This is a genomic window from Streptomyces pallidus (ex Mingjun et al. 2026) (genome assembly GCF_051550185.1).
Classification (GTDB): Bacteria; Actinomycetota; Actinomycetes; order Streptomycetales; family Streptomycetaceae; genus Streptomyces.
The window spans coordinates 1,772,198-1,796,833 of sequence record NZ_CP196181.1 but is presented as its reverse complement, the minus strand read 5'-3'; the positions used below and the strand labels follow the sequence as shown (position 1 = coordinate 1,796,833).

General features: G+C 69.7%; 24 protein-coding genes. 8 read left to right on the top strand and 16 right to left on the bottom strand.

The genetic code is table 11. The annotated features are described in order from the left end of the window. Window positions 1–42: 42 nt before the first annotated feature. The 3 genes from ACSHWO_RS07735 to ACSHWO_RS07725 form a co-directional block, all read right to left on the bottom strand. On the bottom strand, window positions 43–1,791 hold the full coding sequence (locus ACSHWO_RS07735; protein ID WP_438310672.1) for a UvrD-helicase domain-containing protein: 1,749 nt from the start codon (window positions 1,789–1,791) through the stop codon (window positions 43–45). Beyond that, on the bottom strand, window positions 1,788–3,713 hold the full coding sequence (locus tag ACSHWO_RS07730; protein WP_438310670.1) for an ATP-dependent nuclease: 1,926 nt from the start codon (window positions 3,711–3,713) through the stop codon (window positions 1,788–1,790). Before ACSHWO_RS07730 ends, ACSHWO_RS07735 begins: the two co-directional genes overlap by 4 nt. A 198-nt stretch (window positions 3,714–3,911) precedes the next feature. Next, window positions 3,912–4,970, bottom strand: coding sequence for a serine hydrolase domain-containing protein (locus ACSHWO_RS07725; protein WP_438310667.1), 1,059 nt, complete (start codon window positions 4,968–4,970; stop codon window positions 3,912–3,914). Between the two features lie 103 nt (window positions 4,971–5,073). On the opposite strand from ACSHWO_RS07725, the gene ACSHWO_RS07720 reads away from it, so the two are divergent. After that, window positions 5,074–6,195, top strand: a complete 1,122-nt coding sequence (locus ACSHWO_RS07720; RefSeq protein ID WP_438318987.1) for a phosphotransferase — start codon at window positions 5,074–5,076, stop codon at window positions 6,193–6,195. On the opposite strand, the gene ACSHWO_RS07715 is transcribed toward ACSHWO_RS07720, so the two are convergent. From ACSHWO_RS07715 to ACSHWO_RS07685, 7 genes are all read right to left on the bottom strand, one after another. Beyond that, window positions 6,192–7,277: a glycosyltransferase gene (locus ACSHWO_RS07715; RefSeq protein WP_438310664.1), complete on the bottom strand. Its 1,086-nt coding sequence runs from the start codon at window positions 7,275–7,277 to the stop codon at window positions 6,192–6,194. The genes ACSHWO_RS07720 and ACSHWO_RS07715 overlap by 4 nt on opposite strands. Continuing rightward, window positions 7,274–7,891 (bottom strand): hypothetical protein, encoded by a 618-nt coding sequence (locus ACSHWO_RS07710; RefSeq protein WP_438310662.1) that lies wholly within the window; start codon window positions 7,889–7,891, stop codon window positions 7,274–7,276. The genes ACSHWO_RS07715 and ACSHWO_RS07710 overlap by 4 nt, the downstream gene beginning before the upstream one ends. Next, window positions 7,885–8,781: a PIG-L deacetylase family protein gene (locus ACSHWO_RS07705; RefSeq protein WP_438310660.1), complete on the bottom strand. Its 897-nt coding sequence runs from the start codon at window positions 8,779–8,781 to the stop codon at window positions 7,885–7,887. Before ACSHWO_RS07705 ends, ACSHWO_RS07710 begins: the two co-directional genes overlap by 7 nt. Beyond that, window positions 8,778–9,509: a glycosyltransferase gene (locus tag ACSHWO_RS07700; protein ID WP_438310658.1), complete on the bottom strand. Its 732-nt coding sequence runs from the start codon at window positions 9,507–9,509 to the stop codon at window positions 8,778–8,780. Before ACSHWO_RS07700 ends, ACSHWO_RS07705 begins: the two co-directional genes overlap by 4 nt. Continuing rightward, a complete protein-coding gene (locus ACSHWO_RS07695) occupies window positions 9,506–10,417 on the bottom strand; it encodes a phosphotransferase (protein WP_438310656.1) in 912 nt (303 codons plus the stop codon). The genes ACSHWO_RS07700 and ACSHWO_RS07695 overlap by 4 nt, the downstream gene beginning before the upstream one ends. Further along, a complete protein-coding gene (locus ACSHWO_RS07690; RefSeq protein WP_438310654.1) occupies window positions 10,414–11,274 on the bottom strand; it encodes a glycosyltransferase in 861 nt (286 codons plus the stop codon). Before ACSHWO_RS07690 ends, ACSHWO_RS07695 begins: the two co-directional genes overlap by 4 nt. A 103-nt stretch (window positions 11,275–11,377) precedes the next feature. Next, a complete protein-coding gene (locus ACSHWO_RS07685) occupies window positions 11,378–11,770 on the bottom strand; it encodes a hypothetical protein (protein ID WP_438310652.1) in 393 nt (130 codons plus the stop codon). A gap of 166 nt (window positions 11,771–11,936) precedes the next feature. On the opposite strand from ACSHWO_RS07685, the gene ACSHWO_RS07680 reads away from it, so the two are divergent. Further along, entirely contained in the window at window positions 11,937–13,211 is a 1,275-nt protein-coding gene (locus ACSHWO_RS07680; RefSeq protein WP_438310650.1) for a Tat pathway signal protein, read from the top strand. A 23-nt stretch (window positions 13,212–13,234) separates the two neighbouring features. After that, window positions 13,235–13,813 carry a GNAT family N-acetyltransferase gene (locus tag ACSHWO_RS07675; RefSeq protein ID WP_438310648.1) on the top strand — a complete coding sequence of 193 codons (579 nt, stop codon included), beginning with the start codon at window positions 13,235–13,237 and terminating at the stop codon, window positions 13,811–13,813. A 541-nt stretch (window positions 13,814–14,354) separates the two neighbouring features. On the opposite strand, the gene ACSHWO_RS07670 is transcribed toward ACSHWO_RS07675, so the two are convergent. From ACSHWO_RS07670 to ACSHWO_RS07660, 3 genes are read right to left on the bottom strand one after another with little or no spacing between them, the layout of a single operon-like run. Further along, window positions 14,355–15,218, bottom strand: coding sequence for a DUF2637 domain-containing protein (locus ACSHWO_RS07670; RefSeq protein ID WP_438310646.1), 864 nt, complete (start codon window positions 15,216–15,218; stop codon window positions 14,355–14,357). 30 nt (window positions 15,219–15,248) lie between these two features. Then, on the bottom strand, window positions 15,249–15,902 hold the full coding sequence (locus tag ACSHWO_RS07665) for an ATP-binding protein (RefSeq protein WP_438310644.1): 654 nt from the start codon (window positions 15,900–15,902) through the stop codon (window positions 15,249–15,251). Between the two features lie 44 nt (window positions 15,903–15,946). After that, window positions 15,947–16,840, bottom strand: coding sequence for a hypothetical protein (locus ACSHWO_RS07660; RefSeq protein WP_438318984.1), 894 nt, complete (start codon window positions 16,838–16,840; stop codon window positions 15,947–15,949). Window positions 16,841–17,093: 253 nt separating this feature from the next. On the opposite strand from ACSHWO_RS07660, the gene ACSHWO_RS07655 reads away from it, so the two are divergent. The 3 genes from ACSHWO_RS07655 to ACSHWO_RS07645 all read left to right on the top strand — a co-directional run bounded on the left by ACSHWO_RS07655 (window position 17,094) and on the right by ACSHWO_RS07645 (window position 19,107). Continuing rightward, window positions 17,094–17,378, top strand: a complete 285-nt coding sequence (locus ACSHWO_RS07655) for a helix-turn-helix domain-containing protein (RefSeq protein WP_438310642.1) — start codon at window positions 17,094–17,096, stop codon at window positions 17,376–17,378. A gap of 119 nt (window positions 17,379–17,497) precedes the next feature. Further along, window positions 17,498–17,815: a helix-turn-helix transcriptional regulator gene (locus tag ACSHWO_RS07650; RefSeq protein ID WP_438310640.1), complete on the top strand. Its 318-nt coding sequence runs from the start codon at window positions 17,498–17,500 to the stop codon at window positions 17,813–17,815. A gap of 44 nt (window positions 17,816–17,859) precedes the next feature. Continuing rightward, window positions 17,860–19,107 carry a tyrosine-type recombinase/integrase gene (locus ACSHWO_RS07645; protein ID WP_438310638.1) on the top strand — a complete coding sequence of 416 codons (1,248 nt, stop codon included), beginning with the start codon at window positions 17,860–17,862 and terminating at the stop codon, window positions 19,105–19,107. 307 nt (window positions 19,108–19,414) lie between these two features. Here the strand turns inward: ACSHWO_RS07645 and ACSHWO_RS07640 are convergent, their stop codons facing one another. Continuing rightward, the gene (locus tag ACSHWO_RS07640; RefSeq protein WP_438310636.1) at window positions 19,415–20,329 is read right to left on the bottom strand and encodes a hypothetical protein; all 915 of its coding nucleotides are present in this window, start codon (window positions 20,327–20,329) and stop codon (window positions 19,415–19,417) included. Between the two features lie 128 nt (window positions 20,330–20,457). Here ACSHWO_RS07640 and ACSHWO_RS07635 point away from each other — a divergent pair, with 128 nt between their 5' ends. After that, a complete protein-coding gene (locus ACSHWO_RS07635; RefSeq protein WP_438310634.1) occupies window positions 20,458–21,282 on the top strand; it encodes a hypothetical protein in 825 nt (274 codons plus the stop codon). A gap of 178 nt (window positions 21,283–21,460) precedes the next feature. Here the strand turns inward: ACSHWO_RS07635 and ACSHWO_RS07630 are convergent, their stop codons facing one another. Then, on the bottom strand, window positions 21,461–21,811 hold the full coding sequence (locus tag ACSHWO_RS07630) for a hypothetical protein (RefSeq protein WP_438310632.1): 351 nt from the start codon (window positions 21,809–21,811) through the stop codon (window positions 21,461–21,463). Window positions 21,812–22,194: 383 nt separating this feature from the next. Then, window positions 22,195–23,322 (bottom strand): magnesium and cobalt transport protein CorA, encoded by a 1,128-nt coding sequence (locus ACSHWO_RS07625; RefSeq protein WP_438310630.1) that lies wholly within the window; start codon window positions 23,320–23,322, stop codon window positions 22,195–22,197. Window positions 23,323–23,477: 155 nt separating this feature from the next. Between ACSHWO_RS07625 and ACSHWO_RS07620 the strand changes: the two genes are divergently transcribed. Further along, window positions 23,478–24,602 carry a winged helix DNA-binding domain-containing protein gene (locus ACSHWO_RS07620; protein WP_438310628.1) on the top strand — a complete coding sequence of 375 codons (1,125 nt, stop codon included), beginning with the start codon at window positions 23,478–23,480 and terminating at the stop codon, window positions 24,600–24,602. The last annotated feature ends 34 nt before the right edge of the window (window positions 24,603–24,636 follow it).

Here is a 24,636-nt window from a genome sequence, read left to right as displayed (position 1 = left end):
CAACTCACAAGACCTGCCCCTGCCCTGCAGCTTGGAAAAGAATCATGTGATTCGCACGGGCACTTGGCGACCGTCCAATAGTTGGGCCAGCGCGTTGATCTCCTCCTCGGGCAGGGCGATGGCGGCCAAGCGGCGGGCGCGAGTGACGGCGACGTACCAGACACGCAGCACCTCGTCGGTGGCCGGATCCGAGGTGGCCCATCGTTGGACACTTCCGAGGTCGGGCAGCAGTAGCAGGACCCCGTCGGCTTCGTCGCCTTTGAGCTGGTGGACGATGTTGGTACGTATGCCGGTGGCCGGCTGGGAGCGGGGCAGTGTGGGTTTTCCTGCAAGGCGGCCCTTGCTGCCCTGCGGAGCAGCCCCGGGCAGAGGGGGCCAGGCCTTCATGGCCTGCCACACCTGTGGACCCCATTCCTTGTGGGGTGCAGGCAGGCTGTGGAGGAACGCGAAGGCCGTGCGGTAGATCTGACCTGCCGATAGGCGGTGAGCAGCCGTGATGCGGTCGAGGCCGCCCGTTTCGCCTGGATACCAGTAGCCGAACAGGGCGCGTATGGCGGTGGCGCAGGCCCGGGCGAGGTCGTCGCTGGAGGCGCCCGTGGTGTGGACAGCGGTGCGGGCCCAGGCCAGGCTCGTGATGGCGTTGGTGTTGGGCTTCTCCCGGGCAATTCCCGGCAGGGTGGCGTATCTGTAGGCGGTCACGAGGCAGTCCTTGGCCTCGATGGCGTACTCCTCGGCGCGTGCACGGAAGGCATCGACGATGTTGTCACCGGTCGGAGAGTGCAGGTGACGGCTGCCGGAGGTGGCGAACCGGGTGGGCAGCAGCAGGACAGGGATGTCGTCGTCGCGCATGACGGATGTGTCCGGTGGGCGTTGTCCCGTGCGCAGGGTGGCCGCCAGGTGGCAGATGACGGGAGAGCTTCGCCAGTTGCCCGTCAGGCGGTGAGGAGTGTGGGACAGACGGGCTGCGAAGTTCGCAAGTGCGTGCGGTTCGGCGCCGCGCCAGGCGTAGATGGCCTGGTCCGGGTCGCCGACGAGGATCAGCGGTAGGCCGGCGTCGTGCAGTAGCTGGAGAATTGCCAGGTCGGCGGCTGAGCAGTCCTGGGCCTCATCGACGACGATTTCCGCGAACCGGGAGCGTAGCGGGGGCAGTAGCTTGGCTGAGGCCTCGGCGTTGTGCAGGTTCCACAGAGCCAACAACCGTGCCTCATGCCCGGTGAAGTATCCCTGCTGGCACAAAGACTTGCGGGTGGCGAAGATCTTCTCCTGCCAAGCCATGCGGTCGTAGGCGCTGGCTTCGATGAGCTGCCTGGTGTCGTAGTCGAGGTTGTTCCAGACCACCTCCTCGCGCGCTGGATCGTGCGAAGGGTGCAGGGCCATGGGGAAGCGGTGCAGTGAGATTTCGCGGTCTGTACCCGGCACCGGGGCCTTGATGCTCGCCCACGAGTCCAGTAGCCGGGGCACGGGCTCGGCTGGACGCCGAGGCTTGACCAGGAACTCCCACAAGAACGAATCGAGCGTGCCGATGAAGTGTGGTGCCTGGACGAGGTCGGCGCGGCCCGCCTGGCGGCAGCGGCGGGCCATCTGATCCCGCGCTACCCGAGTAAACGAGATCAGTGCCCGGCCTTGGCGTAGCAGCCGTCTGGGCGACTGCAGATGGCGGTTGGTGATCACATGCGTTTTGCCCGCGCCTGGGCAGGCGGGTACGTAGGCCGGAGCGATCACCGTTGTTGCGGTGTTCTGCTGTGCCTCGGCGTCGGCTCGCACCGTCTTCGTCTGCTCCGGCTCGCTCATGGCGTGATCAACCCGGCAGCGCTGTCGATGGCGACGATGAAGCGGATGGCGTCCGCCAGGTAGTCGGGCACGGTGAACTCAACTGCCGGATCGCCCAGCACATCGGCGAGCTCCTGGGCGAAGAGGCCCTTGGAGATCTCGGTGCCCTTCACGACCTGCTCGTCCGCGCCCGTGGCAGTCCTACTGGTCTTCGCGACGAACAACTCCCCGAATGCCAGGGCGGGGTCCTTTGCCTGGGCGACTTGCTCCCAGCGTTCCTTCGAGCGCGGCGCACACCGCAGGAACGCGGCCTTCAGGGCGGCGATGTTGTCGGCCGACCACAGCGCCGGTTCCAGCGTGCGGGGTGCCGCGGCCAGGTGTAGCTCACCAGGCGAACCCCAGCGGAGGGGAAGCGCCCGCAGTGACTGCAGCCGGCGCGGTTCCGGCTGGTCGGGTGCCACATCGGTGTCGGTGATCAGCACCACCCGCCGTCCCAGGCTCATCCCGTCCACGGGTGCCAGAAGTACCCGCAGATAGACCTCGAATCCGACGCCGTCGACGATCACCCGGGTGGTGCCGAAGAAGCGTTCCAGTGCTTCGGACGCTTCCCGGACTGCTCGTGCGTCTGAACCCGCCGGGGCGGCAAGGACCCGCTCGGCCAGGGCGGGCAGCAGAAGAAGTTCGGAAATGCCCTCCACCAGAATTGCTCGTGACGCGAATAGTAGGGCGCTCTTCGTGGCATCCAGGTAGCGGTCCAGATGCCTTATCCGATCTGGGCTCAGATGCAGCCGGGGAATCGGCAAAGGATGTGCCTGCCAGCCGCTGGACCACCCGGCCGGGCACCGGGCCATAATCACCAGATTCTCCACGCTGGCGGCAGCCGACAGGATCGGGGAATGGGTCGTGACCACCACCTGCAGATGCCCGGCCGGCTGGGACGGGTCACCGGCAGGACGACAGCGCGAGGCCCGCGCCCGCTGCTGCAGGTAGCGCAGCAGCAGCGTCTGCAGTTGCGGATGCAGGTGCGCTTCAGGCTCCTCGACCAGCAGCAGGGTCAGGTCGGCGTCCGCTGCTGCGTCCAACTCTGCCATCACTGTGGCGATGAACAGGGCATTGGAGTAGCCCAGCCCCGAGGCCGACAGCGGAAGAGGCTGGCCGACGGCATCACCCAGCAGCACCCGGAGCGACCGGGCGATCGACGCGAACGTAGGCTCGGCCAGCGCGAGTTGACTAGTCTGGGGGTGTGCGCCGACGGTCATGTTCCGCAGAGGGTCATTAATTTTCTCGCTGACTCTAGCCACGTCCGGATCCGCAGCCACCCTCTTCAGATCGCTGCCGATCCGTTCCACGAAGGCATCAACCTGCTCATCGTCCCCCAACAGCCCGCGAAGGATCATCCGCACCCGGTCCCCGCCAGCCGAGGCCAGCTCTCGCTCCGCGTCGCGCAGCGCGGGCAGGTAGACATGCCGCACGCCCCCACGAGCGGGAGGATCGCCTGTGACGGGGAGGCCCACGCCCTGCGTCCAGACGGTACTTCCTCGGCGTCCGCCCGGCTGTGGTGGTGTCCAGGACACCTGCCACCGCGCGGTACGACTATCGGGAGCTCCTTCGGGCAGCAGTGCCTCCAAGTACGCCCCACTGTGCTGCGGACCGATGCCTGCTACGTCCAGTTGCAGGAGAGGGCCGCCCAGCGTGGCCGCAGCCTGCAGGACGTCAGCTTCCTCGAAGTACCGTATTCGGCGCCCATCCAGGGGATCCGCGAGCAGTCGGAGCGCGTCGATCACGCTCGACTTGCCTGCGTTGTTCTCCCCGACCAGGACCGTAACTTCCGGCCGCAGCGGGATCTCCACCCGCTCGCATGATCGGAATCGCTCTACCAACACCTTGGACGCGTACACCGCTCGCCCCACCCCTGATCCGTCACCCAGAGCAACAGTGATCATATGATGGTAGGTGTTGTGTGGCGTGATCTGTCCGTCATCTCCAACACTTCTTGCCGCAAGGGCACGTCGAGTCTTGGCTGCGCTCGGCGATCGTTTCCCGGCGTGGCATCCGTCGGCTGCCCGATCGGGATACCGCAAGCGCCGCCCGCTACGTGCATGCCGCCATGGCGGCACCTCGCCGTGAAGAACGTTGAAACGTCATGCTCTCCGGGTGCGATGCGGCGAGGTAAACCCGGCCGTGCGGAAGGTGTTGCGGATCTCCGCCAGGGGCTCGCGAACGCGGTTGTAGCGGAGCTTGTTGGTGAGGAGGACTGCCCAGCGGTCCTGGGCAGGGCTGATCCACATGCCCGTGCCGGTGAAGCCGTAGTGGACCCAGACGTCTTCGGCGGGGTCGGTGCCGGGGGCATGGTGCCAGAAGAGGCCGCGGGCGGGGGTAAGGGTGCCGGTGTGGATGCGGAGGGAGTCCGCGGTCCAGGTGGGGCCGAAGGCGGCCTGGGTGGGGGCGAGCATGTGGCGGAGGAAGAGGGCGAGGTCGTCGAGGACCGAGAAGGCGCCGGCGATGCCGCAGACGCCGCCGAGGAGGCGGGCGGAGAAGTCGTGGGCGGTGCCCTTGATGTGGGTGCCGGTGGTCTCGTCGTACTCGGTGGGGGCGCAGCGGACCGCCTCGGTGGCGGGGAGGGGGCCGAAGCGGGTGCGGGTCATGCCCAGGGGGTGCCAGATGCGGTCGGTGGCGAGTCGGTCCAGGGGCTGGCCCGAGAGGTGTTCGGCGAGGTAGCCGAGGATCAGGGCGGCCCGGTCGGTGTACTCGACTGCCTCGCCCGGCGGGCGGTGGAGGGCTTCGTGGAGGACGCCGTCCCGGATGTCCTGGGGGTCGGTGCCGTAGAGGTTCTTCAGGTTGGCGCGCAGGGGCAGGCCCGCGGTATGGGTCAGGAGGTGGTGGGCCGTGGCCCGGGCCAGGGGGTGGCCGGCGACCTCGTCCCAGAAGGTGCCCAGAGGGGCGCGGAGGTCGAGCTTGCCCTCTTCGGCGAGCGTGCCGATCGTGGACCAGACGGCGAGGATCTTGGTGAGGCTGGCCACGTCGAAGACGGTGTCCAGCCGCATCGGTTCGTCGGGCTGGTCGGGGTCGAGGAGGCCGACGGCTCCGCTCGCGCTGGTGCCGGCGGCGTCCCCGACCGCCCACACCGCGCCGGGGTAGACATCCCCGCGCACGCCGGTCTGGAGGAGGTCTTCGATACGGGCGGTGGAGGGCGTGGTCATGGTCTCCCGATCGTCGTACGGCCGCGGGCGGTCCGTCGGTCAGGGTAGTGAGGCCACCGGGGCGCTTCCGGCTCCGCCACGGGCAGAGTCAGGTGAGCCGGTGGTGGAGGGGGATCCTGGCTCGCATCTCCCGCCGACTCTCTGCGGGGACCTGGGTGACGAATTCGGGTGCGAAACTCGGCGTCGGCGTACCGTGCTGGGGGTGACGGATACGACTCGAGAAGACGGTCTGGCGGCAGTGCTGCCCACCCTGTCCGACGCGTTCGGGCTGGGCGCGGTAAGCGATCGGCAGTTCCTTGCCCATGGCCTGATGAACCGGAACTGGCGTCTCGTGACGGCTGCCGGCGTGTACGCGCTCAAGGAGATCACCGACGTTCCTCTGCCGAAGGCTCGCAGGAACCTCGCGGTCCTCGTGGACCTGGCTCGGGAGGGCATCCCGGTGCTGGCGCCGCTGGCCGACGCGAATGGGGACCTGGTGGTCGAAGTAGGTGGTCACGGCTACTGCGTCCTGCCGTGGGTGGACGGCGAGCACGTTCAGGGGACGGACCTCCCGCTCGACCAGGTCCGCGATCTCGGTGCTCTCCTCGGCCGCCTGCAAGAGGGCCTGCGGCGGCACGGGCCCGGCCCGGTTCCGGAGCGGGCACCGGTTGCGAAGGTCCGCGACGTGGCGGAGGCCGATCGGGCCGCCGCTGCTCTCGCGAGTCGCCTCCCGGCCGATCCGGTCACCGACTTGGACAAGGCCGCCGCCGAGGCCCTGCACAGCCGCCGAGGCCTCCTCGCCCGGTACGCCGGTGCCCGGCCGGACGGCGAGGTGTCGGCCGGGCCGTACGGGTGGACGCACGGCGATTTCCAGTACCGCAACTTGCTGCGCCGCGACGGCCAGGTGGTGGCGGTACTGGATTGGGACCGGCTCGGGGTCCGTCCGTACGGGGAAGAGGTGGCGCGGACCGCGCAGGTGCAGTTCGGGGTCGGTGGTGTCTTCGACCTCGACCGTGTCGCCGCGTTCTGCTCCGGGTACCGGTCCGTGATCGATCTGTCCGAGGGCGACCTCGCCGACGCGGTGAAGCGGCTGTGGTGGAAGCGGCTGACCGACTTCTGGCAGCTGGAGTTCTACCTCGACCGCCAGGACCCCACCTTCGGCGAGATGTTCCTGACGGACGAGGCACTGCTGAACTGGTGGACCGACCGCGCCGACGAGGTGCAGGCCGCCTACGCGGCTCGTTAGCCGGCGGAGGCTGCCGCCGGGATGAGCCCGGCGGCAGCAAGCTCGGGCAGGCACGGCCGGACCAGCGGCGCTGCGCCGGCACGGGCCTTCGCGCCGAGGTCGGCCCGGTCAGCCGTCTCGATCGCCTGCACCCAGGCGTCCACGTCGTCGGGGTGGACGATGATTCCGCCGTCTCTCACCGCCTCGGGAATGCCGCCGCGGGACGAGCCGATCGTGGGGACGCCGTGGAGCCCGGCTTCCACAATCACCCGGGGGAAGGCGTCGTCGACCTGAGAGGGCACGAGCAGCAGGTCGTTCGCGGCGTAGATCGGGCCCATCGCGTAGGTGCGGGGAACCCAGCGGACGTTCGGGTACGCGCTGAACTCGCGTGCCGTGTCCCACCAGCCCTCGACGAGGGTGAACCGGAGGGCGGGCAACCGGTGGATCAGCTGGTGCAGGAGGGCCGCGCCCTTGGCGGGGATGGGGTTGACCATCAGCACGCCGCCGGGGACGCGGGCGGCTGTGCCGTGCTCCGCGGCGAGGAGGGGCCCGGCGCCTTCGGCCGGCGCGAACGGCGGGTAGAAGACGACCGCCTTCGTGTCGGTGTGGGCCTGGGCCCGTCCGGCGACGAACTTCGACGTGGCGAGGGCGACGTGCGGTCGGCCGTGGAGGACACCCATGCTGTTGGCCGAGACCGAGTGCAGCCATCCGGCGACCCGCGAGGACCGGCGTGCAAGGGCGGCGAGGTCGGCCGCCCGTTCCTGCGAGGTCACCACCAGCTCCGGCCGGGCCTCAGCCAGGAGGCCCTTCAACGTCGCTCCCACCCTGTCCTGCGGCACGGCCCGGCACGAGACGCCGTTCCACTGGTAGCGGACCTCCCCGCCGGCCTCCCCCCACACGGTTCCGTGGGCCCGAAGGTGGGCGTGCAGGTGGCCGATCTGGGGAGACCCATTCCAGGGGGCCTCGTGGCTGCCGAGGTAGACGACCCGCCAGCCGGCCCGGACGAACTCTTCCGCCAGGAGCTGCTGGGAGACCTCCGCGCCCCCGACCAGCAGCGGTGGCGGGGTCCGCCGCCATGCGAACAGCACCGTCGGGCCGGTCACCGGACACCCGCCCAGTACGTGAAGAGGGCCTGCACCACGGCGGCAGTCTCCGTCCGGTCGCCGTCCCCGGAGGCGACGGCCAGCTCCGCAGTCGCCGGGCTGTGGACGGGGCGGCAGAAGTAGTCGCGGAAGTGCGTTAGGAAGGCGGGGTCGTGGAGGAAGTAGTCGGGCTCGACCTCGTGGTGTCCGGCCGCCTTGCGCCGCAGGTGCAAGAGCTCGGGCGTCACGTCCAGGTACAGGGTGTGGTCCGGCCTCAGGTGCGGCATCTCCTCGACCCGTCGGCACAGTTGCGGCAGGATGCCGAAGCCGTGGATCTCGTCCATGGCGTGGGCGTGGGCGAGGAGGGTGTCGACGGTTCGGTCCAGGATGACCAGCCCGCCATGCCGACGGGCGGCGCGCACGCGGTCGCCCTCGATCTCCATGAACGTCATGAACGCCTCCACCTGCTCGGCGGCCGACCGGGTGGCGGGGGTAGGGATGTCCTCGCGGCGCGCGAATGACTTCACGTAGCAGGGGAAGAACATCGCGTCCCGCATCGCCGGCACCCGGTGCAGCCGTCCCAGGGCGGAGGTCTTGCCCCCGTACGAGGGGCCTTCCAGGCCGAGGATCACCACGACCCCCCGACTCGGTGGAAGCGTTCCGCGAACTGGCCGCGCGGACGGCCGTCCGGGTCGGGCAGCAGGTTGGCGGCGACGGTGTGGGCGTGCCGGATCGGCCGGTACATCTTCCGCGCGGGGTGCATCTGCGAGCCGTGCATGTGGAGCAGGGTCACCTTGTCCAGGACGGTGTCCGTGATGTCCTCGACCTCCGGGGTGAGGATGTCGCGTGCCCGCTGCCGGAACAGTTGCCGGTCGCATCCGGACAAGGCGTATGTGGACCAGAAGGCGGCGTCCTCCCAGAACCACCGGCAGCCCAGGCGGCGCGCCGCCTCGTGGACGGCGAGGTGATCGGGGTGTCGGGTGACGGCGGCCGGGGCGAGCAGTTCCGCGTCGTCCATCCCGTCCAGCACCTCGGCGAGCTCGGAGGTGATCCGGTCCACCTGCGCGGGCACGGGTGCCCGGTACGGCTTCTCGGCATCCTTGTGCCCCAGACCGACCCGGGCCGCTCCCAGGGGCAACAGGGACTGGGCGGCTTCGCGGTCGCGGAGTTCGGAGACCGCCTCCACGCTGTTGTAGGTGCTTTCGAGGGAGGGGTGGACACTGCGCGAGCGGGTGAAGACGGTGACCACGGTCAGCGGTCGGGGACGGGCGAGGAAGGTCCCGGAGGCGGACAGGACGAAGTCGTCGTGGTGGGGTTCGATGACGACCACCGGCCGCCCGGACGGCTTGCGCGGCTCGATCCAGTACGGCGCGAGGGTCAGCGGCGCCGTCAGCGTCATGATCTCCTTCGACCCGGTCAAGGAGTCCATCCAGGACCGGTGCGCGGTCAGGAGGTCGGTGGGGAAGGTGTAGATGCCGTCGGCGTCCGGCAAGGGAAGGCGGGTCACCTGAGGTTCTCCGATCATCGGACGGTGGTGGCGTACCAGTTGCGCCAGAAACGGGGCGAGGTCAGGCCGACGCGGACGATCAGCGGGTTCTGCCACCAGAGCATCCGGGCCGTGGACCAGGCGTCGTAGCGGCGGGTGGAGGGCCGCACCCGGAGGTCTTCGAGGACCGCGACCGGCCCGCCCGTGCGGCGGCCATAGGCGGTCAGTCGGGCGAAGAACTCCATGTCCTCGCTCATGAAGTAGTCCGGCCGGTACCCGTGTACAGCCTTGAAGGCGTTTCGGGTGCAGAACTGGTTGACGCCTTGGGCGCCGCCGTGGCGGGCGCGGTGGTGGTCCCAGTAGGCGCAGAGCAGACGGGCCCCGAACCGGGCGGGGGTGTAGAGCGGTGGGATGGCCCCACCGACGGCCCCGGCGTCCATCGCGGCGACGGCGGCCGTGATCCCCTCCAGCGGTAGGGCCACGTCGGCGTCGATGAAGAACAGCATCCGGCCCTCGGCCGCGCGGGCTCCGGTGTTGCGGACCAGGCCGATGCTGCGGACCGGCTCCGTCACCACCCTGGCCCCCAGCTCCTTCGCGATGGTCGCGGTGTCGTCGGTGGAGGCGTTGTCCACCACGATCACTTCCCCGGTGAGGCCGGACAGGGCCTCCCAGGCCCGGAGGGAAGCGAAGACGGTGGGCAAGTAGCGGGGCAGGTACTCGGCCTCGTTGTACGCGGGGATGATCACCGACAGATCGGGATCGGTCACAGCACGGTCCTTCCTGGTTGCGGGGACAGGGCAAGGTGCAGGCGGGCCGCCCAGGCGTCGTGGTCGCGGCCCTCCCGGTGGGCGGCGTAGGTCCAGCCGCGAACGGCCTGGAAGGCCACATAGGCGTCCAAGAGCCGGGTATCGACGGGCCGTCCGTAGGCGGCGGCCATGAACACCCGGTCGGACGGCTCCAGGGCGTCGCAGGTCACGAGGGTCTGGGCGAGGTCGTACTCGGGGACCTCGACGGTCGCGGCCTCGAAGTCCACGAGGTAGTCGGGGAGGCGGGGCTGGCCGTGTTCGCCGGCGGTGAGGCGTCGGGCGCATCCGCGGATCACGTTCTCCAGGTGGAGGTCTCCGTGGCACCACACCAGCCGTTCCACGCGGGCCCCGGCTGCGATGACCTCCAGGGCGGGCGCGAGCCGGACGAAGACCTGTTTGGGGCAGTGCGCGGCCAGGGCGCTGACCTGCTGGCCGATGCCCGGCGCCAGCGGGACGCCGGGTGGGGCCTTGGTGCTGTGGAAGGCCGCCATCAGCAGGGCGAGCCGCAGCAGGACAGCCGGACGCGGGATCCGCCCGGCCCGGACGGCGTCGCCCAAGGTGCTCGTTCCGGCATCGGCGGTGACCAAGGCGGAGACGGGCAGACCGGGAACGGGGCCGTGCCCGATCACGGCCGGTACCCGCACCCGCCCGGCGGCGGTGACTGCGGCCAGGAGACGGGCCTCGTCGGCCGCTCCGTGGGTGGTGTCGGCTGCGAACAGCTTGACCACCACCGGGCGGCCGTCGGCGAGACGGACGCGGTAGACGGTCGTCTTCGGCCCGTGGCGGACCTGCACAGTCTCGGCCGGAGCCGACCCGGCCAGCTCCGTGCAGGCCCGCTCCACTGCCGGGAACGTGCCGCCGCCGGTCACCGTGCGCCCGCCCCGGCCAAGTGCCGCACTGTGCGGCGCATCTGCTGCCGATAAGCACGCACGTCCTCCGTGCCGGGGCACGAGCGCATCCACGGCTTGTGGCCCCCGACGAAGTGCACCACGTGCCCGTCCCGGCAGGTGACCGGGCGGCGGAGGACCCGGCGGACCCAGTCCCCCCGTTGGAGGAACCGGTCCACCTCGAACCGGTTGAACACCGGCCCGACCGGATGCACGGCCCCGGAGGACAACAGCCAAAGGTTCAAGGCGCACTGGTCGTTGTGCTTGATGTACCGCCACCCGCCGACCAAGGCCCGCTGGACCCCGGCCCGCATGGGGGAGAGCATCGGCGCGGGGACCCACAGCATCCCGGCGTTGAAGTAGGTGCGCCCCACCAGGTGGGGCCAGCGCTCGGCGACCCCGGGGAGTGCCGGGCACTGCCCGACGGCCGGGTTGAACTCGTCCTGAACGGCGCCGATCCGGTCCGCAGGCAGTCCGTCCAGGGGCGCGGAGACGTCACCGCGCACGTGTACGTCCGCGTCCACGTAGATCAGGAACGGCCGGTCGAGGAAGCCCGGGGTGAACCCGAACCTCAGGTGGGTGGCGACGGAGATGTAGGCGGTGTCCGCCATGACGCTCTCGGCCGGCGGGGTCTGCCAGCGCAGGTCGAAGGAGCCGAACCCGCAGCGGCGGGCGAAGGACTCCATCACGGCGGCCTGCCCCGAGGACAGGCCGTTGGTCAGTACCCGTACCGCGCTCTCGCGGCGGTCGGCCACCGGCAGGTGGTCGGCGACCGACCCGAGGGTGACCAGGGCGGGCAATAGGTAGCGGGCATCGACGCACATGCCGATCGCGTACATGCGGGTGCCTCCAGGGCGAGGTTCGACTGAGCCCGGCGCCGGGCCGGGCAGGTGGCGGGCTTCCGGCACCGGCGCCTCCGGGCAGGCCGATGCCGGAAGCGGTTCAGGACTGACGCAGGAGGTCCGTGTACCGGGCGAGGTGGGCCACTGACTTGGCCAGCAGCCGCAGCGCTATCGCCGGATCGCTCCCGCAGTCCCGGGCGACCTTGCGGGCGAACCGCACGGTGGCGGCTGCGATGTCCTTCTGCCGGCTCTCCGGCAGCATGTCCGCGTACCGTTCAGCGGGTGCCGCGAGGGTGCGGACGCGCTCGCGCAGCCGCTCCCGCAGCCGGACGGACGCCTCCCCGGCCGGTTGGTGGTCGGCGAGGGCGAGGGCGGCCTCGACGTCCCCGGCGACGGCGGCAGTCGCAGAGGTGATCGCGGTCTCCTGGTCGGCGGAGGTGACCGTGGCTGCCTCGCTCGGTACTGCTGCTGCTTCGTGCGCGAGTACGGTCACGATTCCGCTCCCATCCGGCTGCTGCCAGTTCGGCTGTGCGGACAAGTAACCTGCGACCGAGCCGCGTTGGACATGACGAATCGGCTCGTGCCTACTCGCGTGACCACTGACGAAAAGTCCCGACCTCCGCTACCTCGGATGTCAGCCCCACCCCTACCGTGGCTGCATGGTGCGGAAGCGGAACGCGGAATTAGAGACCTGGATGAAGGAACACGGGCTCAGTGCGGGCGCTCTTGCCGAGCAGGTCAACGACGCCATGGCAGACCTCACAGGCCACCGAGGCGCCGTCACCGAACGGACGGTCTACCGGTGGCTGTCGGGAGAGAACCGCTCGCCCCAGGATCGCCAGTGGCAGGCTCTGGAGGTCGTCTCCGGGCTTCCTGCGACCGACCTGGGGTTCGTGCCCCGTGCCCGCCCCCGCCCCGCAACGCCCTCGGCACGACTGGAGGACCCTGTGCTCGGCCGTCGAAGCTTCATCTCCGTAGCCACCGGCGCCGCCGTCGCCGTGTCCACCGGCACTGCGACCGCAGCCCCCCGACCCACCGTCGGGCATTCCGACGTCGACCGCCTGCGCGTTCTGCTGGCCGAACTGTGGCTCCTGGACGACCAGAACGGCGGCGGCCCCGTTCTGGAGAGGCGCGCCGCCGACCTCGCCGCCCGTACGCTCAGCCTCCAGCAGCACGGTTCCGCCAGCCAGCGCGTCCGCTCCCGCCTCTACGCCGTCGCCGCGTCCTTCACGGCCTTCGCCATGTTCTCCGCCATCGACGCCCGCCGGCTGGGGGAGGCCCAGCGCTACCTGGAGCAGTCCGTCACGCTCGCAGGGCTCTCCGGAGACGGTCAGGTCCAGCACCAGACCTGGCGGTACGCCGCCATGCTCGCCGGACAGCGCGGGCGGTACGCCGACGCCCTTGCCGCGGCCGAAGCCTGCACCGGTACCCGGGCGCATCGCACCGACCCCCTCTACGCCTCGCTGACCCATTCCCGGATCGCCCTGACCTCCGCCAGCCTCGGTGACAAGACCCGGGCCCTCCGAGCCCTGGACCGGGCCCACGGTGCCTACGACCGGGCCGATCCCGCCGAGGCCCGCCCGTCTTCCGTCGCCTTCTACACGCGGGGCGAACTCCACGGCCTGACTGGCATCACCCACTACCGGCTCGGCGAAGCGGAGAAGGCCGAGTTCCACGCCCACCGGTGCATCGCCGACCTCCGCGACGACCAGCACCGCAACCGTGCCTACTACCTGTCCCAGGCGGCCCTCGCGCAGGTCGCGCAGGGCGACGTCGAGCAGGCCGTGGCCACCGCCACCCGCGTCATCACCCCGACGGGCGCCGACTCGGGCCGGGTCCCGCACCTCCTGGGCAGCTTCACCTCCGCACTCAACCAGGCGGCCCCCAAGTCCGCCGTCACCCGCCAGTGGAACGACCGCGCCCGCACTGCCTGAACCGTCACGAGACAAGGAGCACCATGCCCGCCCCGGAGATCACCCTTCACCGCTACGGCACCGACCAGCTGCCCACCATCCGCCCCACCCTGGTCGGCGTGTACGCCGAGGTGTACGAGAAGGAGATCGGCGAGGACCCGTTCTTCTCCGTCGACCGCTTCGAGGGTCGTCTGACGGGCCACTCCTCCCGCCCGTCCTGGGAGGCCGTGGTCGCCTACGACGGTGGCGAGGCCGCCGGCTACGCCTACGCCGCGGCCCTGCCCCAGAACACCGGCTGGTGGGCCCACATGCTCCAGCCGCTTCCCGAGGCGGACACGACCGAGGACGGCACCCGCACCCTCGCCCTCTTCGAAATCATGGTTCGCGCACCCTGGAGGGGCACGGGCCTGGCGCACCGGATCCACGAGGAACTGCTGGCCGGTCGCACCGAGGAACGCGTCACGCTGCTCGTCGAGCCCGGCCACCCGAAGGTGAAGGCCCTCTACGAGGGGTGGGGGTACGAGCACATCGGTGATCAGCAGCCGTTTCCCGATGCTCCGGTGTACACCACCATGCTCCGCGCACTCCGGTCTGATGGCAGTCCATCTGTAGGGCGGTCCTGAGGCCTGGAACCGTCCTGAGGGCGGCTCGGGCGAAGCCGGCGACGGTGACGCCGACGGCCCTGGCGGCGGTCGCAACGAGCGCGTGCTCGTCGTTCAAACGGACGCTGCACACTTTGGAGTGCTGACCGTCCCTGTGGATACGTCATTGTGCACGAAGCTCAGGCGCGGTAGCGAAGGTGCACGCGACTTCGCGCACGCAGTCTGCTGCTCTTTCCTCGGCTGCGATCCGCCCTCGGTCGCTGCCTGGTGGACCGGTCCCCCTGGCTCCGGTCCGCTCCCGCAACTCCAGGGGCGGGATTGGTCGAGACACTCTCCCCCGACGGGGAAGAGCGTCTTGGCCGATAACTTGCTCCATCTGGGGCTTGGGTAGGGGTCGCCTGCTTGGAGGTTGTGGGGACGCGTGGCAGTGGGGTTGTCGTGCAAGAGCGTCCCTCCTGTCGGTCGGGCTGGAATGGCATCGAGGCTGTGGGGATGGGGAGTAGGAACGCCAGCTCGCCCCGCGACGGATGCGCGGGGGAGCAGCGTGATTTTCAGACCGGGCCTACGCGGCGTCTGCTTGGCTGCTGTTGAGTTCGGCCTGGACCTGCCGGGTGATCTTGTTCCGCCGGTCCCTGCCGATGGGGAGGCCGCGAGCGCGGACAGCCGTCTCGATGTGGCGGCTCGACGCGCGTCCGTCGCGTCCGAGCGGGGCGGTGAGGGCGATGGCGAACAGCTCGTCGTCGGTGGCGGCGGGCTTGCGGCCGGTGCGCTTCTTCGGCGGGACGTGGGCTTCCGCCACTTGATCGGACTCTTCCGCCACATCGACTGATGCGCCCTGTACGGCGCCAGCCGGAGTGGGGCGGTCACCCTGGCGGCCTGTGTGCCGTTCCGGGTCCGGGAGCTGCGGTGTGGCGGAGTGCCCGCGGGGACGCTCCAGGTCCGCGGGATGTGCTGAGGGTTCCCCTGCCGGACGGCGACTGTGGCGGGACTCCTCGGCAGCGACGTGGCGATGGATCTGCCGCATGAGGACGCCGAAGGCGAAGAGCGCGGCTGCTGGTGGGACAGCGGCAACGACGTAGTCGAGGGCCGGGGCCGGGAGTCCGCCGGACCTGCTGACGCCGGCGACGTTCAGGGCGATCGAGCCCAGCGATCCGGCAGCGGTGAGGGAGATCGCCCACCCGTCGGATTCCTGGCGGAGGCTGGCGCGGAGCATGAGCACTTCGCCGGCGACGATGAAGGCATCGAGCGTGGCGGGCCATGCCCACTGGCGGGTGGGGGAAGTCCCGAGGCCGTGCCGCCCCGCGACTTCGGCGAGGTGGGCGTAGGAGAGCCAGAAGCCCGCGGCGGTGAGAGCGACGATGACGCATCCAGCGATGGCGAGGGCGTACCGCTCGGCCGTCTGCGTGCGGGGGGAGGTGGTGGTCAAGCGGGTGATGCTCCAAAGGGGTGGGCGCGCTCAAGCGGTGGGGGAGGTGCGGCGGCGGTCGGGCCCGTTGAGGATGACCCGGTGGGTCATCTCGGAGAGGCGGGAAGCGACGCGGTCACCGAGGGCGGCGCGGAGATCGTCGATGGGGAGGTTGGTCGTGAGAAGGGTGGGGCGCAGGTACTCGTACCGGTGGTTGATCAGCCGGTAGGTCAGCTCCTCCGTCCACTCGCTGCCCTTCGCGGCGCCGAGGTCGTCCAGGACCAGCAGCGGGCAGCGGGCCAGGGTGTGCAGTTCACGCTCGGCGTCGAGTCCTGGTCGCGGCCTCAGGCGGGCGTACAGGTCGGCGGCGGTGACGGCTTCCCAGCGCAGGCGGACGCCGGCCGCGAGCAGGCTGCGGACGGCCCCGTAGGCCTGGTGGGTCTTGCCGGTGCCGGTGGGGCCGGCGATCAGCAGCGACGGGCCCTCTGCGATGCCCCGTGTGCCGGACGGGCCGGGGCGCCCGGCACGCCTGATCTCGTCCACCCAGGCGGTGACCTGGGGGTGATCGGCGAGGGCCTGCCGGTAGCGCGGGGGGATGCGGGCGTCGGCCAGTTCCAGGGAGGTGACCGGCTGGGGCGCAGGCTCCGGTTCCTGCGATTCCATGACGGACGGGTCCATGCCCCGGCGGCGCAGGATGCCAGCCATGGCCCGGACGCTGTGGTCGGCGGGCTGCGGGAGGGCGGTGGTGGTCAGAGGGCACCCCCGTAGGCGGCGGCGACGTCGGTGGGGTTGGTCCAGGGGCGGTGGGCGGCGATGGGCGTTGAGGCACCCGCGTTCATGACCTCGTGCACGAGGCTGGGCAGGGTCTTCGGGTGGAGGCCCTTGGCACGGTGGCGGTCGAGACCGGCTCGTACGTGGGCGGGGTCGATGCCCTCGTCGAGGAGCTTCTTGGCCTCCTGCCCGAGTTGGCCGAGCACGGTGGAGGGAGGGCGGTGCTCGCAGGCCGCGGCGTACTCGGTGATGAGGTCCTGCGCCGAGACGGTCTGGGGCGCGGGGGCGCTCACGCCTCCCAACGGGGTAGTTCCTAGATCCCTGTTCCTAGGTCCTAGATCCGGACGCTGAGGGCTCACGTCAGGCGCAGTGAGCCCTCCCTCAACCGGCTGTGAGGGCTCACTAAACTGCCCCTGACCTGCGGATTCCCTGCTCATGGCGGGCTCACTGCCTGTGGCCTGACCCGTCCTGGAGACCTCAGTGACGGCTTCGTGCACCGGCAGTGAGGGCTCACGCGGGACGCCGAGGTCGTGGTGCGGGCAGGACGGGATCCTGCTGATGCTGGGGCGGTTGATCTTCTGGTGGAGGGCGAAGGCGACGACGTGCAGGTACTGCCTTCCGTCCTTGCCCTCGTAGCGGCAGATCAAGCCGGCCGCGTCGAGCTGCGTCAGATCGTCCTCTACCTCCACCGGGCCGTGTTCGCGGCGCAGCGACCACAGCTGTCCGGCGATGACGGCGGACTGGTCGCGGATGCGGCCCTTGTCGTCGGCTTGGGTGAGCAGACCGAAGAAGGTCCGCTCGGCGCTCAGGGACACGGCCGCCAGGGACTCGGAGGCGAAGGCCTCGGGCTTGATGGTGCGGATACGGGCGATGGAGATCGACCGCCTTTCGAAATCGGGGCAGGCAAACCGGCGGGGCCGGGGTACGTGGACAACACAGCCACACCCCGGATCCAGAAGTCCAGACCTGGCTCAAGCGGCCGTGAAAGGTTTTCCGGTCGCACGACCGTAAACCCGAAACCCCGGTCGGCGAAATTGCCCGCGATATCCGATGTCGGCCGGGGATCGCTCACAGCAGACGGGGAATGCCTTCCCGAGCCTCCGGCGGGCAAGCTACAACACACCAATGCCGCCACGCCCTCTTGAAATCGGACCCGCCGGACGCGCCGCCGCCCAGGCCATCGAACGCACCCGCGTGGCCCGTGGATACTCCCAGCGCCAGCTCGCCGCCCGGGTCACCGCACTCGGCCGCCCCATGACCTTCACCGCTCTCTCCCGCATCGAACGCACGGTACGCCGCTGCGACATCGACGACCTCGTCGCCATCGCCGCAGCCCTTGGATCCTCGCCGAACGCGCTTCTCGCTGGTCCGTCGTGCCGCCCCGAGTCGCTGAGGGTGGGCGGAATATAGCCGACGATCCCCGGTTTCCGAAACCGGGGATTCTCCGCACCATTGGTGGTTCCTGGAGGCTGCTGCGCCTGTGAGTGGCCAGTGCTCTATTTCCCCGTTCCCTGCGTAAGGAACTTCGCTTGTCCGTCATCGATCCGATTTCACCTGTCGGTGCCCCCGAGTTTCGTCACCGTTCCACCGTCGGCCGTGCGTTTCTCGGGGTCCAGGACACGGCAGCGTATCTCGGCATTTCACCCAAGACGCTTTACGTCTGGCGTCACCGGCGGCAGGGTCCGCCCAGTTTCCGGATGGGCGCCCGCGGGCGGGTGACGTACAGGGTCGATGAGCTCGACGCCTGGATACGTGCGCAGGAGCAGGCTGACTCCCGCTCCAACCCCGACCTCAACCCCGTGAGCGCCGCACCGAAGCGGCGCGCTGCCTGCCCGGCAACCGTCTGACGCTTCCGGCCGACCGTCCCGAACCCCTATCTGCAAGGAAGCACTTGGCCGGCTACATCGAAGACCGCTGGATCAACAAGAAGAAGGACCCCGTCACCGGCAAGCGCGAGCGCACCGCCCGGTACGGCAAGGGCAGCCGGTATCGGGTCACGGGCATCCCGGGTGTCCGGGGCATGTCGTTCGACACCCTGGAAGATGCCAAGGCGTGGCTCCGCCGGGCCGGCACCGACAGCGAGCGGGGCGAGTTCGTCGACCCGCGCGACGGTTCTATCACCTTGGCCGACTTCGTCACGTGCCACTGGCGCGTTGGCGTTCGCGGCGCGCCCGGCACGATCAAGCGGATCGACGAGCGTGTACGACTCCACATCCTTCCGCACCTCGGTGCGGTGGCGCTGCGCGACGTGTCGGCGACCGTCCTGCGTGGCTACATAGCCATGCTCGAAAGCGAGTGCTCTCCGCGGTACGCCCGGCAGATCCTGACCTCGCTGTCGAACATCTTCGAGACCGCGATCGACGACAAGCGCTTGGTGCGCAATCCGATGCGGGCCAAGACGGTGCGCTGGCCGAAGGCGCCGGACGAGGATCGTGACGCGTGGCCACTGGCAACGGCGCAGAGGGTGCGGGACGTGATCAATCCTCGCTATCGGATCGCGGTCGTCGTCGCGCTGGGGTGTGGGCTGCGCCAGGGCGAGGTGTTCGGGCTATCGCCGAAGGACATCGACTTCGAACGCGGAGTCATCCGGGTGCGCAGGCAGGTGCAGCTCCTCTCCGGGCGCCTCTACTTCGCCCTACCCAAGGGTGGCAAAACGCGCATCGTCGACATGCCCCGGTCGGTGGCCACGGAACTGGCCGCGTACTTCCTCGACCATCCAGCCGTCGACGTCGAGCTCCCCTGGGGCGGACCGGAACCCGACCGGGAGAGGCAGAGTTTCCCGCTCATCCTGACGACGACGTACGGGAATGCCATCCGCGCCAACATCTTCAACGACGAGGCCTGGAAGCCGGCCCTCGCAGCGGCCGGAGTCATTCCCGTACGGGAGCGGGGCACCCGGTGGAAGGCCTCCCGCAAGGACGGTTTCCACGTGCTCCGGCACACTTACGCCTCGGTCCTCCTCGAAGCGGGCGAGTCCATCGTCACGCTCGCACGGTGGCTTGGCCACTCAAGTCCGACCATCACCCTCGACCACTACGCCCACTTCATGCCGGAGGCCGGCGGCAAGGGCCGCGCGGCCATCGACGCACTGCTCGGCACGGTGCCCGAGTACGTGCCTCAAGGCCTGGTCACGGCGTGATCAATGGGTGGCTGGCTGCCGGATGTCAGTGGTGTTGGCGGCGTTTCCAGCGTGACAGGGCCCGGAGGCGTCGGTCAGAAGCGGTCGGTTGGATGGCGCTCCAGGTCTAAGCGCAGCTGACCATGATGGACTCGGCACACTACGCGGCGGCCTCGTGAGCCGTTGGGGTCGGGTTCGGCAGTCGTAGCGGTGGGTGTAGGGCGTGTCCGGACGGGTGGGAAGGCGACGGCCATCCCACCCGTGCTCTCGGCGCGTTGTGTCATCGCGGGTCCCGAGGAAGCGTCAGAAGCCAGCGCCCTGACCTGCATCAGCCAAAGAGCGCCGAGCCTGCCGCGATGGTGGCCTGCAGGCCCTGGTCGGTTCCGGCTGTGACCAGCGCGGGCGCGATCATCCGGCGGATGGACCGCCAGATCCTGGCCCCGCGCCCGGGATCGGTGCCTTCCCGTTCCAGGCTGTCGATCTCCCCGGCGAGGTCCTGGGCGTCTTGTTCGGGCAGTTCAAGGCTGGGCGCGAGCTCCCGGAGTTGGGTAACCAGCGCGGAGAGAGCAGCCGGGGCAACACCGTTGTTGGTCAGGGCGTTGCCGCTCCCGGTGGATATGGCGCTGTTGGTGATGTCGCCGTTGAAGAACATGCTGCCGATGTTGTTGGTGATGCTCGGCCCGGGCGCCTGCTGGTTGTTCATGAAGGTCCTCAAGGTTGTAGGGCCATGTGCGAAGTCGGTGCCCATGGCGGTTGGCGCGATGTCGGTGTAACCGGGGGTCTGCTGGACCCGGAGAAGTCCGCGCTCGGCGAGGTAGGTGACTGCCGCGTTCACTTCGTCCCACGTGACCTGCGTCCCACAGAACCACCACGCCTCGTCCAGGGCGAACAGCTGCAGGCTGGCCCAGCCGCCCGCCGGGGCGTTCTGATAGGCCCAGCGCACCAGCATGTTGTGCAAGTGGGTCTCACGCTTTGCCTTGGATTCCGAATCCGTCCGCAACTGGCACGCCTTCTCCAGACCGCCCGCCGTCAGCCTGATCAGGGGTGAGGAGCCATCCGCCTGGTCGACCACACGTGTCACCAGCCCGCGGGAGAGCAGCGACGAGATGATCGCCCGTTCATCGGCTTCGTCCAATCGGGCGCTGCTCAGGATCTGCTCAGTGTTCAGGATCTCCTGCAGATCACCGCCTGAGACGTCGAGGGCACACTGCATGAACTGGTCGGCGTACCGCTCGATCGACATCCTCAGATCGTATTACTGGGCAGGCGACCCAGCCCACTGCTCGGCCGTGATCTCCGAGCTTTCCCGGGCATGTGACAGTCCCCTGCCGGGCAGGTCTGGTCTGCTGGGTGCGTGCAAGATGTCGGTCCATGGATAAGTGGTTCGATTTCTTCAAGGACAACCCCGAGGTCTTCACGGGCCTCGTCGCGGGTGTTGCGCTCGTCTCCTCGTTCCTCGGGAGCTGGCTCTCGGCATGGGTGCAGGCCAATGGTGGCAAGGCGCAGGCTGCTGCCGCACGGGATGCGGCTCGGATCACCGCTGAGGCGCAGCACCTGGCCGCCCTGCGGGACGACCGACGCGTACAGATAGCCGCGTTCATCCGCGCCTCTCGGGACGCGACGAGGCACGCGACCGGGATGTTCCTGCGGGAGGGGCAGGTGGAGCAAGTGGGGGCGGCCTGGGAGGAGGTCGGTCTACGGAAGGCAGAGATTGAGCTGATCGCCCCGGCAGCGGTCGTGGCCCTGACCGGCCCTGTGTACGACGCGGTCGACGAGTACACCACCCTGGCACTGCTGCGCGCACCCGCCTTCCGCGCCTTGAAGGCCCTGGCGGGCGTCGCTGCCGGCACCGCCGAGTACTCAATCGCCCACCAGGCGTACTCGGCGGTCGAGGAGCTGCGCAGGTCGTGCGTCGATGAGTTGGCGGAAGAGAACGAGCGCAACGGGCACCGCCAGAATGCCTACGGACTCCTGGCGCGGGCTGACTGGCTGACGCAGGACCAGAGGGACCAGATCCTGGCCGACGCGGAGCTCCCGGCGGTCAGAGCAGAGCAGGAGCAGCTGTTGAACGCCCACTCGGTGGCCGTGCTCGCCCTGGCGGAGGCGACCCGGGAGGTACTGCGTGCCAACGACGTCAATGCCCTACCGGCTGCGGTACCCGCCGCCCGGTCGTGGTGGCGGCGTACCGGTGACTGACCCGGGGTTCGCGCCCGGACCAGGAAAATCATGTGCCCGAGGTCCCGTCGCCCTGAACAGGACATTCAAGGATTCGAGGTCCGCTCATTGCCCCTTTGGCCCTGATCTCGGCCAGCCCGGCGAATAGCCACACACCCGACGGCATCGACGCCGAGCAGGTGCTGGGGCCGTGTGAGGGTCAGGGGTTGGGATCGCCGCTGTGGCCGAAGATCAGCGCGGCTTTCACCGTGTCGAGATGCTCAGGACACGAGAAGTACGCCTTCCGCTTGCGGAAGAGGCCCCGCGACTTCGAGACACGATGCGTGGCCCATTCGGGCATGTTGAAGTCAGCCGTCTCCGGCCGCCGGTAAGTGCAGCTTTGGATGTCACAGCCTGGAGGAACCATCCGCGAAGGGTCGATGAGGTACAGCGCGTTCTCGACCACATCACGCGTAGTCATGCCCATCTCGCGGCGCTGAGCGGGGGTGATGTAGGTGACCTCCTGGGTGACGACGAGCGTGCCGTGTATGAGCTCTTGATGCTGTGGCATGAGCGGACCCTACTGAGGGCGCGGGCCCTTGCGGAACGGCCCCAGCCGTCCGTCACTCGTTCGGGGTTTCGTCCTGGCCCTCGGTTCGGCGGGCCCGGACGACCCTGGCCCGCTCCGGCACCGTTCTGGACGCGCCATCCGCGAGTTTGGCTACGCCCCCCTTCGGGAAACTCGAACCCATGGCCTTTGCGTTTTCCCCATCCTGCGCGAGGCGACATGACGTGTCACTGAAGGCGGTTGACGGCACGGGCGCAGCGCGGAGCGTGGGGGAGTGGCCTGCGGGGGCGGGCTGCGCATTCTCCCCAGATTCTCCCCAGGGGGCCCTGCGGGCCACTTTCAGGTGTTCGCAAGAGCTAAGTTGATCAACGGTGTTGATGTGTGGTCTACAGCCAGTCGCGCTTCTTGAAGATGACGTAGAGGCTGACGCAGACCACTGCCATCAGCAGGATCGCGAAGGGATAGCCACCCGCCCACTTCAGTTCTGGCATGTCTTCGAAGTTCATGCCGTAGATGGTTCCCACCAGTGTGGGTGCAAAGAGGATGGCCGCCCACGAGGAGATCTTCTTGATCTCCTCGTTCTGTTCGAAGCCGGCTTCGGCCAGGGCGCGCATTTCGGCGTTCTGCTGTTGGGAGACCAGGGTCGCGTTGACCGTCAGGATCTCCGTCAGGGCCTGGCGGAAGCCGTCGACGCGTTCGCTGGTGTGGGTCACGTGGTCGGCGACGTCGCGGAGGTAGCGCTGGAGCTCCTCGTCCGTGCCGTACTTCGCGAAGCCCGCCATCAGGCCGTGGAGCATGGCCACCAGGGGGCGGGTGGCGCGCTGGAACTCGACCATCTCCCGGGAGAGTTCGTAGATGCGGCGGGAGACCTCCGGGTCGCCGCGGAACACCTCGGTCTCGATCTCGTCCATGTCGTTCTGGACGCCCTCGACGACCGGGGCGTAGCCGTCGACCACCGCGTCGAGGATCGCGTACAGGGCCGCCTCCGGGCCGAGGGAGAGGAGCTCGGGGGTTTCTTCCATGCGGCGGCGGACCGCGGGGAGGTCGGGGGCGGCGCCGTGCCGGACGGTGATCAGGAAGTCCGGGCCGACGAAGATGTGGAGCTCGCTGAACTCCACCTCCTCCGGGGCGTCCAGGTAGCGGGCGGCGCGCAGGACCACGAACAGGGTGTCGCCGTAGCGCTCCAGCTTCGGGCGCTGGTGGGCTTCGAGGGCGTCTTCGACGGCCAGCTCGTGGAGGTTGAACTCCTCGGCGAGGGAGAGGAGTTCCGTCTCGGTGGGGCGGTGCAGGCCGATCCACGCCATGCGGTTGGGCTGTTCGCGCAGCCGGCGGAAGGTTTCCGCGAGCGTCGCCGGAGTCGCCACGCGTCTGCCCTGGCGGTAGACCGCGGAGTCGATCACGCTGCGGTGGTCCCCGGGCGTCTCGGCCGGTGTCTCGGCCGGCGGGGGCGTGGCGCGGCGCCACCCCGGTCGCTTCGGCGACGGCGGGGGGCGGCGGTCTGGGCGCTCCGGCATCGCAGGTCAACTCCCGGCGGGTCGAGGGTTCGGGCAATGAGTGGCGGGTGGTGGGTGGTGGGTGGCGGGTGGTGGGTTGCTTTCCTGTGCGTTCCGGTTCGTTCCCCGGTTTGTTGCGGACAGAAGGTGTCCGCGATCGGGGATAGCTTGGCGGCATGGCCTCCAGGACGACGCATCCCGTACTCGACACCCGTTCACTGAACCGTGCCACGCTCGCCCGCCAGCTACTCCTCAGCCGCGCCGAGATGCCCGCGTCGGACGCCGTCGCGCACCTGCTCGGGCTCCAGGCGCAGAACGTCAGGCCGCCGTACTTCCAGCTGCACGCACGGCTCGCCGGGTTCCGGCCCGCCGAGCTCGCCGGGCTGATGGAGTCCCGCCGGGTGGTCCGGACGGTCACCCTGCGCTCCACCATCCACACCCACACGGCCGAGGACGCGCTCACGCTCCGCCCCCTCGTGCAGGCGCCCCGGGACCGGGAGCTGGGGAACTTCCGCAAGGGCCTCGTCGGGGTGGACCTCGAACGCCTCGGCGAGCTCGCCCGCGCGTTCGTCGAAGCCGGGCCGCGCACCCCGGGGGAGATCCGCGAGGAGCTGCTGGAGCACTGGCCCGACGCCGACCCGCAGGCCCTGTCCGTCGCCGCGCGCTGCCTGCTGCCGCTCGTCCAGGTCACGCCGCGCGGGGTGTGGGGGCGCAGCGGGCAGGTACGGCTCACCACCGTGGAGCGGTGGCTCGGCGTCGAACCGGCCCGGGAGCCACAGGGGGGCGAGCCGGGCCGGGACGGGCTCGTGCTGCGCTACCTCAGCGCCTTCGGGCCCGCCTCCGTGAAGGACATGCAGGTGTGGGCCGGGCTCACCCGTCTGCGGGAATCCTTCGAGCGGCTGCGGCCGCAGCTGGCCGTCTTCCGCGACGAGAACGGCGTGGAGCTGTTCGACCTGCCCGACGCGCCCCGGCCCGGGGCGGACACGCCGGCGCCGCCCCGTTTCCTGCCCGAGTTCGACAACCTCCTGCTGTCGCACGCCGACCGCACCCGGGTGGTCCCCGCCGACTTCAAGGGCCGCACCTGGACGGGCAATCAGGCGCACTGCACCCTCCTCGTCGACGGGTTCCTCGCCGGGCTGTGGCGCCTGGACGCGGACGGCCGGCTCACCGTCGAGCTGTTCGGCAAGGCCACCCGGCAGGAGGAGGACGCCGTCGTGGCCGAAGGCGAGCGGCTCGTCACCGACATGGCCGGGGGCCCGGCCGGGGCGGGCGCCGTCCGCTTCGGGTCAATCCACGGCTGACCCGCCTCTGGTGGGGCGCGCGGCCCGCACGGCA